The organism is Prevotella sp. tf2-5, from assembly GCF_900115435.1.
In the GTDB taxonomy this organism is placed as follows: Bacteria; Bacteroidota; Bacteroidia; order Bacteroidales; family Bacteroidaceae; genus Prevotella.
In genome coordinates this window covers 14,757-28,269 of the sequence record NZ_FOWK01000013.1, presented here as the reverse complement: position 1 = coordinate 28,269, position 13,513 = coordinate 14,757, and the positions used below count along the sequence as shown (strand labels likewise).

13 protein-coding genes are annotated in these 13,513 nt (G+C 43.0%); 1 reads left to right on the top strand and 12 read right to left on the bottom strand.

Features of this window, described 5'->3' with window-relative positions:
- Window positions 1-4: 4 nt before the first annotated feature.
- From BM257_RS12670 to BM257_RS15325, 9 genes are all read right to left on the bottom strand, one after another.
- The gene (locus BM257_RS12670; RefSeq protein ID WP_092073351.1) at window positions 5-1,477 is read right to left on the bottom strand and encodes an ATP-dependent nuclease; all 1,473 of its coding nucleotides are present in this window, start codon (window positions 1,475-1,477) and stop codon (window positions 5-7) included.
- Between the two features lie 91 nt (window positions 1,478-1,568).
- On the bottom strand, window positions 1,569-1,781 hold the full coding sequence (locus BM257_RS12665) for a hypothetical protein (protein ID WP_092073348.1): 213 nt from the start codon (window positions 1,779-1,781) through the stop codon (window positions 1,569-1,571).
- A gap of 65 nt (window positions 1,782-1,846) precedes the next feature.
- Window positions 1,847-3,139 (bottom strand): DNA adenine methylase, encoded by a 1,293-nt coding sequence (locus BM257_RS12660; RefSeq protein WP_092073345.1) that lies wholly within the window; start codon window positions 3,137-3,139, stop codon window positions 1,847-1,849.
- Window positions 3,140-3,148: 9 nt separating this feature from the next.
- A complete protein-coding gene (locus BM257_RS12655; protein WP_092073342.1) occupies window positions 3,149-4,264 on the bottom strand; it encodes a hypothetical protein in 1,116 nt (371 codons plus the stop codon).
- A gap of 5 nt (window positions 4,265-4,269) precedes the next feature.
- Window positions 4,270-4,869, bottom strand: coding sequence for a hypothetical protein (locus tag BM257_RS12650; protein ID WP_092073340.1), 600 nt, complete (start codon window positions 4,867-4,869; stop codon window positions 4,270-4,272).
- On the bottom strand, window positions 4,862-6,859 hold the full coding sequence (locus BM257_RS12645) for an AAA family ATPase (RefSeq protein ID WP_092073337.1): 1,998 nt from the start codon (window positions 6,857-6,859) through the stop codon (window positions 4,862-4,864). Before BM257_RS12645 ends, BM257_RS12650 begins: the two co-directional genes overlap by 8 nt.
- A gap of 358 nt (window positions 6,860-7,217) precedes the next feature.
- Window positions 7,218-7,382: a hypothetical protein gene (locus tag BM257_RS14960; protein ID WP_177216122.1), complete on the bottom strand. Its 165-nt coding sequence runs from the start codon at window positions 7,380-7,382 to the stop codon at window positions 7,218-7,220.
- Between the two features lie 920 nt (window positions 7,383-8,302).
- Window positions 8,303-8,713, bottom strand: a complete 411-nt coding sequence (locus BM257_RS12640; RefSeq protein ID WP_092073334.1) for an N-acetylmuramoyl-L-alanine amidase — start codon at window positions 8,711-8,713, stop codon at window positions 8,303-8,305.
- Window positions 8,714-8,738: 25 nt separating this feature from the next.
- Entirely contained in the window at window positions 8,739-8,840 is a 102-nt protein-coding gene (locus BM257_RS15325) for a smalltalk protein (protein ID WP_177216121.1), read from the bottom strand.
- Window positions 8,841-9,400: 560 nt separating this feature from the next.
- Between BM257_RS15325 and BM257_RS12635 the strand changes: the two genes are divergently transcribed.
- A complete protein-coding gene (locus BM257_RS12635; RefSeq protein ID WP_092073564.1) occupies window positions 9,401-9,772 on the top strand; it encodes a GxxExxY protein in 372 nt (123 codons plus the stop codon).
- A gap of 377 nt (window positions 9,773-10,149) precedes the next feature.
- Here BM257_RS12635 and BM257_RS12630 read toward each other — a convergent pair whose 3' ends face one another.
- The 3 genes from BM257_RS12630 to BM257_RS12620 all read right to left on the bottom strand — a co-directional run bounded on the left by BM257_RS12630 (window position 10,150) and on the right by BM257_RS12620 (window position 13,459).
- Window positions 10,150-10,611 carry an HU family DNA-binding protein gene (locus tag BM257_RS12630; RefSeq protein WP_092073331.1) on the bottom strand — a complete coding sequence of 154 codons (462 nt, stop codon included), beginning with the start codon at window positions 10,609-10,611 and terminating at the stop codon, window positions 10,150-10,152.
- 148 nt (window positions 10,612-10,759) lie between these two features.
- Window positions 10,760-11,014, bottom strand: a complete 255-nt coding sequence (locus tag BM257_RS12625; RefSeq protein WP_092073328.1) for a hypothetical protein — start codon at window positions 11,012-11,014, stop codon at window positions 10,760-10,762.
- 225 nt (window positions 11,015-11,239) lie between these two features.
- The gene (locus tag BM257_RS12620; RefSeq protein WP_092073325.1) at window positions 11,240-13,459 is read right to left on the bottom strand and encodes a VapE domain-containing protein; all 2,220 of its coding nucleotides are present in this window, start codon (window positions 13,457-13,459) and stop codon (window positions 11,240-11,242) included.
- Window positions 13,460-13,513 lie beyond the last annotated feature (54 nt).

Sequence of the window (13,513 nt, the reverse complement as noted above, 5' to 3'; positions counted from 1 at the left end):
GTTGCTATCTTTGTCTATATGTGTCTTTTAAGAAATCTCTTATCTTACCATATTCAGTAGTATTATTGTCTCTGACATAACCTACAATGATATTAATCAGTTCTTCGCGGCTTGTGCGTCGCTCTTTGAGCTCCTTCTCAATATGCCACCAGAAATTCTTGCCGTCTTCATCATTCTTTTGTGCGCCCTGAGCCTCATATCCAAGAATAATCGCGTCTATGCTTTTTACTTGGAAAACGTAGTCGGTCAGATATCTGTAAAGGCCGTGGTCAACATTAACATACAACTTGTTATGCAGATACTTTTCCAGACTTTCAATAGGCAGAAAAGATATGGGAAGGTTGTTTCTTATGTTATTCTTCTGAATAAAACGGTTGGCCTCTTTCTTACAGTCGCCATCTAACACTACGCTTACAGAAGAACGTTTTCCAAGAATGTTGAACTTGACCACTTCGTCAGCAAGCTTCAACACATTGGTATAACCGCCACAAGGCAGTACGTGTATCATTCTGTTCCGCTGAAGGTTTTCATCGCGTAGGATGCACTTGATAAAAGAGGCGGCAAGGTCGTCTTCGACAAGGATTACATTGTCAAAACCTGAATGGTCATACAATATTCTTGTTGCGTATGCGGGATAGCAGGGATTGAGTATCTCTATACTATTGTCGGAATGCCTTTCTACATAGAATATATTTTCGGGCTTGATGGCTCCTATCAACTCTATGGAATGTGTAGAGAAGTAAATAGCATAGTTATATTTGTTTGACATATCCTCCAAGAAGTTAAGGAGTCGCTTCAAGGATGATGGATGCAGCGCAAGTTCTATTTCGTCAAGAAACAGCACACAGGGCTTTGACAAACTCGCACGGTCATTATTTCGAAGATTAATTGAATTCAGTACGCTAATCAGCAGGTTTTCGCCAGTTGACATATGAAACTGGCTGATGCGGCGCCCATTCTTCTCATAGTAGAAAACATATCCATCAAATTCCGACTGCTTGTTTCTCGGCAAATGATATAATTTCTCATAATACTCCTCGTTTCCTTGTAGAATCAGGCCCAAGTTCTTGCGAATGAAGTCATCTGCAACAACAAGGGTATTGGTATCTACATTCATAGCCTTCTGAACTTTAGGCATAGAAGTATCCTTGAACCTATTGCCAAAAATCAAACTACCTTCGTAGAATCCTTTAATATTCATATCGCCGGTCTGAGACTGGATCCACTTGGAACCATCATAGGTCCAAGAACGGAATGCTCCGTCCTTCTCAAAGGTAATAGAAGCATTAGGTTCTGTAGCTCCAAAATACAACTGCATCTTCATCTGAAAAAACAAACTGGCGGCGCATGTAGCTATTGTGCTCTTGCCTGATCCATTCTTTCCAGTGATGGCATATAGTCCCTTCTCGACTGGTATCTCAAACGTCAAGTCATCAATACACTTGACGTGACTGATATGCATTTTAATTGTATCCATATATCCTCTCCTTTTGATTATTAGTCATCAAACAATGACACAAGTCTTTTTCAGGCTTGTCCCGCAAATGTGACTGAAGCGGCTTCTTGGCTCATTTTACAGTAGCCGTCGCAACTTCACTCTTGTTTATCTGTTCCACAAGTTTCTCTGCAAACACGGCATCCGCCTCAACGCTTATCAGCTTGCTGATTTGCATACCCGTATCTGTCAGTATGATGACATTCATGTGATAAGGCCTGTCCTTAATCTTCACATGAAGCTCTTTATCCCGCAAAGGAAGCATTGTGTCAAACTTGACTTCCATAGAGCCGTGGTTGGCATTAAGGAACCCGCAATCTACCAGCGACTGGTATTCTATCTATCACACTATTACTTGTCTATCACTATTACGCTCTCATGAAGCTTTTTACCAAGTGACTTGCTCTGCTGAGGACTTGTCTTAATGTCACGGGCCTTCCTAATCTCACGCACTTTCATTCCACAGTCCTCTGCTATATCAGAAATAATCATATCAACAGGCACTTCTACTCCAAAGTATGCGGAATTTGCCACATTGAAATAAATAACACCACCCTTGCGCATTTTTTGGGAAAATGCAGAAAATAGCTGTTGCATATCCTCAAAATAGCCGCATATCATATTGAGAATATCTGAATTCCAGCTTTTGGCATCTGACTTCTTCATATCAGACAGGCAGTTTATCAATCTGGCATTATCTATCGGCTTCACTTCTTCATACTTGACCTGCACGTGAGAGCGGAGGGTGCTTTTGCGAAGCTTTTGCAAATCTTCGTGGCTGTTCACCAACTCCAAAACTTTCAGCTCCAGCATATAGATGTCTGTATAGTCGCGAGAATTCAAATATGGCGGCGAGGTGATTATCAAATCAAGAGTGTCGTCATCTACATTCTCAATAGACTTGCGTACATCTCCAAAATAGCATATATCTGCGTTGCAAACCTTAGCACTCTGTGATGACAGTATCTTAACATCCTCAGAAATCACCGTATCCAGTTGATTCAAGAAGAGCTTATGAATCTCATTACGGCTTATTATTCTATTCTCCCAGCCCTTTTTATATGAAAGGCATTTGCCATTACGGAACATATTGCTGGCTTGAAGAATGATTGAGGCCAGAGCTATCGAAAATAGTTTTTTATACCTTTCGTCATCAACCTTTGTGCGTATCGCATAGCGAATATCAAGTATTCCATCAAGTGAAGAATCGTGAAAGTTCCACTTCTTCTTCCCGTCTTTATGCACTACGGTATCTCCAAAGGGTATAGCTTCCTCCCTGCGAATATACTGTATCGGATTCTTCAAAGTGTCGGCCACACTATTTCTATACTTAACTAATGTTACCTCATCATAAGTCCGCTCAAGCTTCACCTTGGCAAGAAGATACATAAAGGGGCTCACCTCAAAACTATAGCAGCGGATGTTATGGTTCTGCAACTCGACCGGCGTGGTTCCACTACCACAGAATGGCTCCATTGCACACTGGGGAGTGAAAGGTAGCTCCTGCAGAATATCCTCAATAAACTCTTTGGAATATCCCTCAACAAAAGGATACCAACGATGCACAAGAACATCCTTGTTCTTGCCAAACACCATAATGGAGTCGTACCTTTCAGTGCAATCTATGAATGGATATTCTCTCATAAGAACCGTTTAACGAGGGTTTTCGTTCTTTACCCTAAAATCCTGTAATTTTATAAAACGCGGATAATGCTCGCGCAGATTTTCAGGAAGATCTTCTTCAGAGATACCTGTCCCACTATCAGGCAAGTCATCTTTGCGGGCATCAAATACTGCAAGGTAGCCTATCTTAATGTTTTTCTTTTCTATCAACAGTTCATTAATGTATCCAACTACTTGCTTTACAGCATCAGGTTTTATGCGAGGGGTAGCATTATACTTTGTTGACACATCGTTACCTTGAGCATTTATGCTTTCTCCCAACCACTTTATCTCAATAAAATATAAATCCTTGCCATCTTCATCAGTAAGTTCTATATCCAAACGGTCAAGATCTTCAAGCATCACCTCACGAGAAACGACCACCCTCATATGTTGTTGAATGTAGTTTCGAATATCATTCTGAAACAGATATTCTGGCTTGTTGTTCAACACATGTTTGTTATTCGCAACAAAAGTGTCAATGTTCTCTGTGGACTTTGTAAGAGAATGGAGTGCACGTAAGCCTGCCTTCGTAACAAAGAACTTGAGATATGTATCTTGATGTGTGAGGTTGATACGATAGTCGTCTAAAACTTCCTGTAAGCTCTCTATGGTTTTCCGCTCTTCATAACTATTCTGTGCATCCAAAGTGTAAAAAACACCATCACCATAGTCTTTCCCATCTATAAAATAGTTTATCGTTGAGTTTGGAGAGACATGAAAAACTACCCATGCATCTTTTGTGTTTGATAACGACGCGAAAAAACGACGTGCTTCATTATTTTCTGCTGGAAACGGGTCGTTATTGAAATTGAGTATGGACAAATCCGCATCTACATACACAGTTTTGTTAGTCAAGAAAGATGCATTTTTGAATAGTTCGGCTATCTTAATTTCTGCATCCGTGCAAAGGCTTGCAACGTCTGCTTTACTAATGATGACGAGTCTGTAATCTCGCTCAGCATTCTTCCTACGCGTCTCGGATAACAATGAGCGCAAACGCTGGAACTGCGCTGTCTCTTGCACACCATCGCTGGTACGCTGTACTATGTCTTGCTTCTTCTCGTCAAGCAAGCGCTTGAATTCTGGATTTCCTGTAAACTTCATAGCACTCACTTCTTGTTAATAATCTGACTGAAAAGATAGTCAAAATACAGACTGATATACTCTTCCTTGCTAATAGAAGATGTATCATGCAAAGTTTCTTCAAAGGCCTTCTTGAAGTCATTCAGAACTTTCAGTGTATCATTCTCCAGACTCGTATTTATCTCAGTACTGAGATTTGCCTTGACTGACTGTTCATACAACGGATCATTGACAATGAAACTGAATATTTTACTTTCACCATACTTACCGAGGATAAGCAGAATAGTATCAATCCACTTTATCTTTGTTTCTGACACACTATCTACTCCATCGGTTAAATTAAGCGATACGTCACCGTCTTTATCTCCGAGTAATCTTTGAGAAGACAAGAGAAACATAAGACTTCTATAAACCAGTTCGGAGTAGGGACCAAACAAGGACACGCTGAAATGATAGTATCCAAACTCGTTTTCTTCATCGTGATTGAAAGCATAAAGAACCTTCATCAGATACACTATCCTCTGCAAGGAGTTGATACTGATGGTATCCCACCCTATCTTCCGCGCATGGGCAATGATGGTCATAATGTCTGCATTAGCCAACATCAGTTCTTCACGATTACTCATATTGTATCTTGTTTTTTATTTCATTGTAAATATTCTTTATCCGTTCATTACCACCTTGAATGGCAGATTGCTTGGCTATATCCAGTAAACCTACCATCGATAATTGAACACTCTCATCTTTTGTCAAATGGCTAATAAAAGAACTGTTGTTCAAATTGGAGGTAACGATGACAATATTTGGTTTTTTCAAAAATTGGAGAAACACCCCTGCCGCATTTTGCTCGTATGAGAGATCAAGACTGCTGTCGGGGGTCTCCACTATATAGAAGGACGGTGACTGATAGAAGAAAGTCAATATACTCATCCTAAAGGAGTGATCAATGAAGAAACGCTGTGATTCCGAGAGTGACTCCTCTTGTTTTCTCACCTTGCCGTCAATAACAGGATAAAATCTCGTGGGACGGTCATCATAGCTATTATACTCCAGGGAGCAGCTTACACCTAAAAACTGTTGGGCATAACTGGAAAATATTGATGAAAAACGAGAAACATTAGAAAGGATTTCTTCTGCAATCCTACTCGTTAGCTGTAACTCCTGAACTTTATACTCATCACTTTTCTTCTGGAGTTCTTCCTTCTCTTTTGCATATTTATTATACTCGTCATCCAAAGCTTGCAGTTTGTCAGGCTCAGCTGATTCTGCACGCTTGAACTCTTGTTCGCGAAGTTGCTGCTGGAGACTACGACGCCTGAGATCTTTCTCCCTGAAATCTCTATCCAGATTATGTTGGCTATCTTCTATAGCCCTTATCTTCCTTTGTTTATTTGCTATTCCCTGATAAAGGCTTTTATGAGTAGCTATAACTTCCTTATACTTTGCCGTCAGAATCTCATCTGATGTTAAATGTATTTCGCTACCGCAAACAAAACATTTTGAAGTCGCTTCGTTAACACGATCAACCAAAGCATCTGTTTCTTGATTACAAATTGGACAAACGTGATTCAACTGGATATTCTTGACAAAGACATCGTACATCGGGTGTAGTGTTTCCCAAAGACTGGCATTCATCTCTTTTTCCAATTGTTTCTTTTCATCGTCTAATTTAGAAGCCTGAAGGCTATCCCTGTTAATCTCTCCTTGTAGATTGGCTATATCCTCATCCAACTTCTTCTGCGCGGACTTGATGGCTGATAGTTCTTCTGTCAGTTTTTCAATTTCACCTTTTAGAGCAATGATGTCAATGGTGGCAGATTGGGGTGATGTACCATCGCCGTCACTTTGTTTCAATTTCTTCAGCAAGTTGTTTATTACGCGCATATCTTCTGACTTATGGCGTGACAAACTGTCATAGTATCTTGCTTGACGAGACATTTCTTGTCGTCTTTCGTTCAATTCTGGCTCACTGAAATATTTAGTGAATAGTTCATACTGCACATCCGTTCTTCCGTCAATACCTTCATTCCAAAGAACTGTATTATGGTTTTCACCAAAGAAAAGGATTTCATTTACAAAGAAAATCAAGTCATCAAAAGTAAGATTTGAATACGCTCTTATCTGAGTCTCATACGCATAAAGGAGAAAGGGCTTCTGCAAATTTATATTTTCAAGTCTTTCATACCTATCCTCTGTTAGCGGTTCCCCAACCAACGGGGTTCCGTTAATCGTTACATACAAGAGTGTTCCGGTATCCAAACTACGAACAACCCTAAAGTGGGCATCTTTTATTAAAAAATGTAAAGTCACTGTGGCTTCTCCAACCGCTTTGACAGAATCATCTTTTCTGGCAGAAAAAAAGTCTGAAGGATAAAGCAGACGCTTTACTATCGCACGGCCTTGATATGTCCTGGTCAAGTCTTTAGCCTTACGGTATAGTCCGATCAAACCAAATTTGATAATATTGACAAAAGTGGTCTTACCCATTCCATTTCCACCCAAAATAAGATTTATACCTTTGACAAAGTCATAGGTATAGTCCAAGCCGTTTGGATAGAGAGTATAATTCTTAATGTTTATACTCACCAGCTCTGGTAAATAGATTTGACGACTCATATTATCAACAATTCTTTAATCTGCAAAAGTACGACTTTTCTTGCACATACAGAAGGCAAATGTGCTTTTTAACACTTCCTCAACCCTATTTTTGTGCCATTCAGGCCCACTTTTTTCAATTATTTTTTTATACTTTCATATTGTCTTGCCGCCTGCGACGGCTTTGTGACAATCACCCTCCGACTATCCGCACTCTATCGGCACGCATCCCTACACTATCCAATGGAACACTAAAGGAACACCAAAGGAAGGCTAAAGATGTCAGAGGTAAGAAGTAAGAGGTAAGAGCTAAGAGGTAAGAGGTAAGAAGTAAGAGGTAAGAGGAATTTTGCATCATCTGATGATAATCCCCCCGGGATTAACCGAAACTTTTGGTGAAGAGAAAACCATAGTCCTGATGAACCTCAGAGATGAGCTCGTCGAAATACTCATCTACAGACATTGTGCTAGCCATTATACGTTCACGAGCGGAAACAGTCTTAGTATTCTTCGTTGTTGTTTCTGTTTGACTAGTTACTATCATAATTCCCTTAGTTTACTCGATAATAAAAATCTTTAGTTTTGGTGTGAGGGGAATGATGACTTATCCTTTGGATACATCCTACCCTTCCTTCACTACCAGGGATTTTTCATGGTGGTGAGGGGAGGTTAATGGTGCCTAAAAGGATATAGGTCAACGAGTTACCACCTCTACACGAGGGACTTGCGTCCCGTAGATTCAATAGGGCTTGTGTCCTATAACGGGGCAAAGGTACGAAAAATTGTTGAAAGTTCAAAAGTGAAAGCTGGAAATTTTATATTTTATGTAAAAATATTGAGGTTTATCTTTTGGTCGAAGTCATCGTTTCTTGAAACGCTTTGCAGAGAAAGGAGTTTGCTCCTTGCGTCGCAAAGAAATTATTCAAAATTAACGATGGTATGGGCTGTAACTGCCTTATCGGCAGCTCCCATGCTGTTTCATGAGTCCCATCGTTAAAGCAAGCTTTACGCTGTTCCTCCTAAAACATCATGCATCATCTTTTCGATGATGTTACATCCCAAACCATCTCAAAAAATTATTCAAGCCTACGGGCTCCCTATTCTAGGCTATTCATGCTGCCGCCTTCCTGGACTAATTTCAAGTATGATTCAAGCCTACGAGCTCCCTAATATGATGTAAGATGGAAGAAGGATGAGGAAGTGGCGTAGCCTTGAATAATTTTTTGAGATGTGACAAAAGACCGGGGAAGCGAAGCTTCAACGGCAAGGGGAAGACAGAAGAGAAGAGCCAAAGCTCGCTTTGAGCTCAGCTCTTATGGCTTACACTTGAGAGAGGCGACTAGCCTCGGCTTTTGTCACATCGTTAATTTTGAATAATTTCTCTGACCAAAGGTCAGATTCTAAATTCGTATGACTAAAAAACAAAAAGTCCCCCCTAAATAGGGGGGATTTAGGAGGGTCTCCTTACAGAATCTGATACTCCGTCACATCGAAACAGGGACATGCCTTCTTGACCCAGGGGAGGTCACGGTGACCGAGGATCTCCGCATCAGGAAAGTCCACACGCAGACTCTTCAGCAGGGCGAGGAGCGTACGCTTCTGGGCAGGAGTACGAGTGTCGGCAGGTTTACCCTTCTCGTCAAGCCCGCCCTCGTAGCAGATCCCGATGCTGTTTTTGTTATAGCGTTTGGCATGAGCCCCTTGTACTTCCTCAGAGCGGGTGAGGTGCAGTTGTCCGTCTTTGGTGATGTAGTAGTGGTAGCCGATACCGTTGAACCCTCGTGCCCTGTGGCATGCCTCCAGTGCCTCTACCGGGAAGTCCTTGTCGCAGCGTGTCGCACTGCAATGAATCACTATTAAATTGATTGTTCGCATCTGTTTATTGTTTATTGTTTAGCGGTTAGCGGTTCATCACGCAGCTTTGCATGAAGAAGGTACTGAGTGCTGCAGTCAGCACGGTAACGATGAAATTCACGATTTTACTTAATGTCTCTTTTTTCATTTTTCTCAGTTTAAGTTATTAATAAGTTATTCAATTCCCTTTTAAATTGTCACACAGATTTTGTAGATCCCACAGATTTATTTTACCACAGATAACGATGTGACAAAAGCCGAGGCTGGTCGCCTCTCTCAAGGCTAAGCCAGTTATACTGCACTCAAGTAAACTTGGTTCCGTATCTCTGTCTTCCCCTTGCCGTTGAAGCTATGCTTCCCCGGTCTTTTGTCACATCTTTGATATTATCCTTTTGATTTCTTACATCATCTATCCGACATCATCCATCAGCCTTCATCCTTCAGCCCTCAATTCTGGAGCACCAATGAATCTGTGGAAAGGATGGAGATGGAACAAAATCACGTAGGTGGTTTTGTGTTGGGATGGAGGCGGGATATTGCCAAGCTTGCTCGAGCAAAAGACCGCATACAACACAACGAAACTGCAAAGCAGTTCCATCTACAGCCATTGAAATCCGTGGGATCTACAAGATCTGTGTGACATTTAATATTTCAACACAATATTTGGAGCATGAGAGCGTTTAGTAGGTGATTAAAACCAAAAGAAATATGGAACATAACGAACTAACTTATCTGATACGAGGAGCTATCTTTGAAGTTTATAACACTTTAGGACCAGGACTCCTGGAGTCTGTCTATGAAGAGGCATTATGCTATGAACTGTCTATTAGAGGGTTACAGTATGAGCGACAGAAAAGAATCCCCCTCATCTACAAAGGACAAGAACTCACTTCAGATCTCCGTTTGGATATTTTGGTGGAGAACCAGATAGTCATTGAGCTAAAAGCCGTAGAAGAAATCAAAACCGTATTCTACAAACAGCTAAAGACCTATTTAAAGCTAACCAATTTGAATTTGGGGCTGTTGGTAAATTTTAGCTCAAACGACATGCAGAAAGGTATCCATCGTGTCATCCTATGACAAGCGCCTATATCACTTAAATCAAGAATCTATAGCAATATATCTGTGGAATGGATGGAGATGGAACAAAATCACGTAGGTGGTTTTGTGTTGGGATGGAGGCGGGATATTGCCAAGCTTGCTCGAGCAAAAGACCGCATACAACACAACGAAACTGCAAAGCAGTTCCATCACCAGCCATTAAAATCCGTGGGATCTACAGGATCTGTGTGACAATATTTCAAAGAACGAGAGGGAGGAAGGAAAAAGGGGTTGAGCAGACTGCGTTCATGAGAGGTATGGTGATGGTAGAGGTAAGAAATAAGAGATTCTTCACACTCTCTGGAGTCTCATCGCTTGGTCCCGGACACAAACCCTTCACCCTTCACCATGAACCCTTAACCATTATTCGGCTCCTGTTCCTCCGTGGTCTTCTTCGTCTTGCTGATGATGAGATCCTTGGCATTCATGAAGTCAGCACGCTTCTTCAGCGTCTTCGACGACAAGTCGTTGATGTCCTGACGGTTAGGACGGAAGCGGAGATACAGCCCCTTGATGTGTAGTCCGAGGTTGAAGTCCTCCTCCGTATCAGCTCCGGTGCTCTTCACGGAGAGGTAGAAGGTGCCGAGGTCTCCGAACTGTACCTTCTTGCCCTCGAACAGCTGTTCCAGGATACAGTTCTGTAACTTGTTGGCGACACCGAGGCATACATCCTCTCCATAGACGCTGTTGTGCTCCGACATGTGTTTACACAGGGCGCTGTACGACATGGTCTGGGTGGTCACGACTCGTCCGAAGAACTTCCCGAAGGCAGAGGATCGGGAGTTCTTGTTTTCTCTGGTTTTGATAAGTACTGGCATTTTTGTAAAGTTTAAAAGTTTAAGAGTTTAGAGATGAGAGTGGGCTACCGCGCGACTTGCTTCCTCTCGTTATCACCTACAAAGTTACAACATTCTGAAACCTCATTTTCCGTTTTCTCCCCCTTTTCAAGATTTTTTTTAAAAAAAGTCACACAGATTTTGTAGATCCCACAGATTTATTTGCCACAGATAACGATGTGACATTATAATCGAAACAGAGTTTTTCACTGAGGAATTTTAAGACGTGAGGAGGGAGCTTCTTTGCACGAGGACTTAATCCCATTGCCGCAAGCTCCTCCTTGAACGGCTGCATATAATTCCAGAGCGTCCTGACAGTGATATCCAGGTACTCCGCCAGTTTACTTTTAAACCATCCATCATCATCCTTCTTCTTCTTACTCATTGCTAATAAGTTGTTTTTAATTCATTTAAAGCATTTAATTAATTCGTTTGGAGACTTTAATCACCTCGCTTAAAGCCTTTATTTATCGGCGTTTCAGCCACATCAGGTGATTTAAGTGATTCTATAATACACGAATTTATATATATAGCAAAAATAATTATGGGGATAATTAATTTAGTAATATATAGATTTACAAAAAATACAATCACTTAAATCACCTTTTCGTCAAAATGGGATTCCAAGTTTCTCATTATCAGATAGATAGTGTTGTATCTCATTGTAACCAATTTCTACGACATAATAATAATCACCATCTTTTCGGTGCGTCCATTTGAACCCCATCTTCCGCATGACATTCCCGATCTTCCGAATAGAGATCTGGTTCGACAAGTGTCCACCACCAATGAAGATGGAGATCATCGACGCATTCATTTTCTTGGCTTCCTCCCCACGTTGAGGTTTCCTCAACCGGGCACCGATCAGTTGCTCCTCCGTGCTGATCAGGCGGAAGGGCTCGTTGAGACGTTCTACCTTTTTCTCCTCCTGCTTGTCAAACCAGAACTGGAAGCCCTGCTGGTACTCCTCCCGCAACTGGGCGTAGAGCTGTTCGTAGTCCATGTTCCACTGTCTGGGGTCATCGATATGACTCACCTTAAAACACAACCAGCGGCGGTTGCCCGTCTGGTCGGTCAGGAAACGCTGCTCATTACCGGAGGCACAGAAGGAGGCGAGGCGGGGCTTCAGTTTACGGAACAAGGCGTAGGGGCGTCGCTCGTTGATGCTCTCGGCAGTCACCAGAGCTTTCAGCTCAGCCATCTGTCGCCCCTCTATCGCCTCTATCTCCTCGATCTCCACCAGACAGTTCTCCGCAATAGCGAGCTTGTCATCCTTTGCCGCAAAAGAGTTATGGGCATTCTCCCAGGAGTAGCCTCGGAGCGGTTGGGGCAACAGGTGACGGAAGAAGGTCGACTTATAGATGCCCTGTTCACCGATCAGGGTGAACACCTGGTGGTTCGCCTGTTTGTCGTCCATCCAGGTAGCTACCATGGCGACGAGCCATTTATGGAGCGCCCATTCGATATCCTGCTGTGCCTCCTCAGGAGACTGTCCGTCGATGACAGGCTCCGCCACAAGATGGGTGGCGAGTTCATGCACCCGGTCTTTCCCGTCCCATGGCGCCAGTTGGTGGATATAGTCACGGATAGGGTGGATGAGGACGGAGAAGTCACTGTTCAGTACACTGAGCACATCCTTCGTCAGTACACGCTTCCTCGTATCTGCCTCCATCTGGCACCTCATCGATTCCACCACCCGCTCGTCAATAAGTTCGTACTCCCCTTCATCCTGAACCCTGAACCCTTCACCATGAACCCTGAACCCTTCACCATGAACCATGAACCTTTTATACATCGTTTGGTCCGTTACGACATTATAACACACCTGGCAGCGCTCGGAGAGCCATGAGCGGATCTCCGTCGTCGACAGCAAGGCATTCTTACGCCCCTTCCCCGAGGACTGAGCCAGTCGCCAGATACCATGCTCCTCTTTCCTGCGGTAACAAAAACTGATGACGTCACGACGCTCTTTCTCAGACAGGTCGCCCCATTCCTGGGCAGCCCATTCACACAAGGCGTCCTGGTCGGCGCCAAAACGGTTAAAAAGTCCTGCGGCATGTAAGATATAGTCATGGCGGGAGCCAGGCGTATAACTCATCCCCCATTGCGTCAGCATCTGCTGGACCCGTTGCCATGCCTCTTCGGGAGTGGCATGCTGCGAGTCTACCTCATACATCTTACGAGGTCTACCAGGCTCTGAAGGAGCATTCGACAGACTCTCCGTCAGGAACTCCTCGTCCGTGATGACAAACGGTTCACTGTCAGGGTTATAGTACACCTCCGCATCATGGGCAAGACCGGAGAGGCGGACGACATCCCGGCAAGCCTTATCGTACTCGCACCCCGTCAGCTCCTGGAAATAGTCATTTCCCTTCTTAAAAGCGGCAGGATACACCTCACAGTTGAGATGGCGGTTGCCTTCCCTCACAAAGCGATAGAGGATACGGAAGCCCTCCCCGCTGATTGTCCGATAACACAAGAACGTATGTGGATCCTGACAGATCCTCGCTCTTACATCATCCATCTTACATCTTACATCGTCTATCTTATCCAAATCACACAAGGCGAGTCCCGTGGCATGTTCCACATCAGCCAGTTTCCTGCCATAGCTCTTAAAGACGACACCCACGCTAAAGGCGGGCATCACCTTCTCCTTGATCTCCTTCTTTGCCGTCTCACGGCTGACGTTCTGAGCCATCTGCCGATAGAGGTCCGTCTTCTGTGCGACACTGTCATCATGTTTGATGAGTCTGATAATCTCATCGACACTCACTGCCTTACTCTCCGTTCCCTTCAGAGAACCGAAGAGGCTAAATTTTAAATAGTTCATAAATGTTAGTTTTTACTAGTATATGGTTTTAATTAAATCTTTAAATCTTAATCT

Coding starts and splice junctions, on each gene's coding strand:
- BM257_RS12670 (WP_092073351.1), bottom strand. CDS start 1,477: ATGGATACAATTAAAATGCATATCAGTCACGTCAAGTGTATTGATGAC.
- BM257_RS12665 (WP_092073348.1), bottom strand. CDS start 1,781: ATGGAAGTCAAGTTTGACACAATGCTTCCTTTGCGGGATAAAGAGCTT.
- BM257_RS12660 (WP_092073345.1), bottom strand. CDS start 3,139: ATGAGAGAATATCCATTCATAGATTGCACTGAAAGGTACGACTCCATT.
- BM257_RS12655 (WP_092073342.1), bottom strand. CDS start 4,264: ATGAAGTTTACAGGAAATCCAGAATTCAAGCGCTTGCTTGACGAGAAG.
- BM257_RS12650 (WP_092073340.1), bottom strand. CDS start 4,869: ATGAGTAATCGTGAAGAACTGATGTTGGCTAATGCAGACATTATGACC.
- BM257_RS12645 (WP_092073337.1), bottom strand. CDS start 6,859: ATGAGTCGTCAAATCTATTTACCAGAGCTGGTGAGTATAAACATTAAG.
- BM257_RS14960 (WP_177216122.1), bottom strand. CDS start 7,382: ATGATAGTAACTAGTCAAACAGAAACAACAACGAAGAATACTAAGACT.
- BM257_RS12640 (WP_092073334.1), bottom strand. CDS start 8,713: ATGCGAACAATCAATTTAATAGTGATTCATTGCAGTGCGACACGCTGC.
- BM257_RS15325 (WP_177216121.1), bottom strand. CDS start 8,840: ATGAAAAAAGAGACATTAAGTAAAATCGTGAATTTCATCGTTACCGTG.
- BM257_RS12635 (WP_092073564.1), top strand. CDS start 9,401: ATGGAACATAACGAACTAACTTATCTGATACGAGGAGCTATCTTTGAA.
- BM257_RS12630 (WP_092073331.1), bottom strand. CDS start 10,611: ATGCCAGTACTTATCAAAACCAGAGAAAACAAGAACTCCCGATCCTCT.
- BM257_RS12625 (WP_092073328.1), bottom strand. CDS start 11,014: ATGAGTAAGAAGAAGAAGGATGATGATGGATGGTTTAAAAGTAAACTG.
- BM257_RS12620 (WP_092073325.1), bottom strand. CDS start 13,459: ATGAACTATTTAAAATTTAGCCTCTTCGGTTCTCTGAAGGGAACGGAG.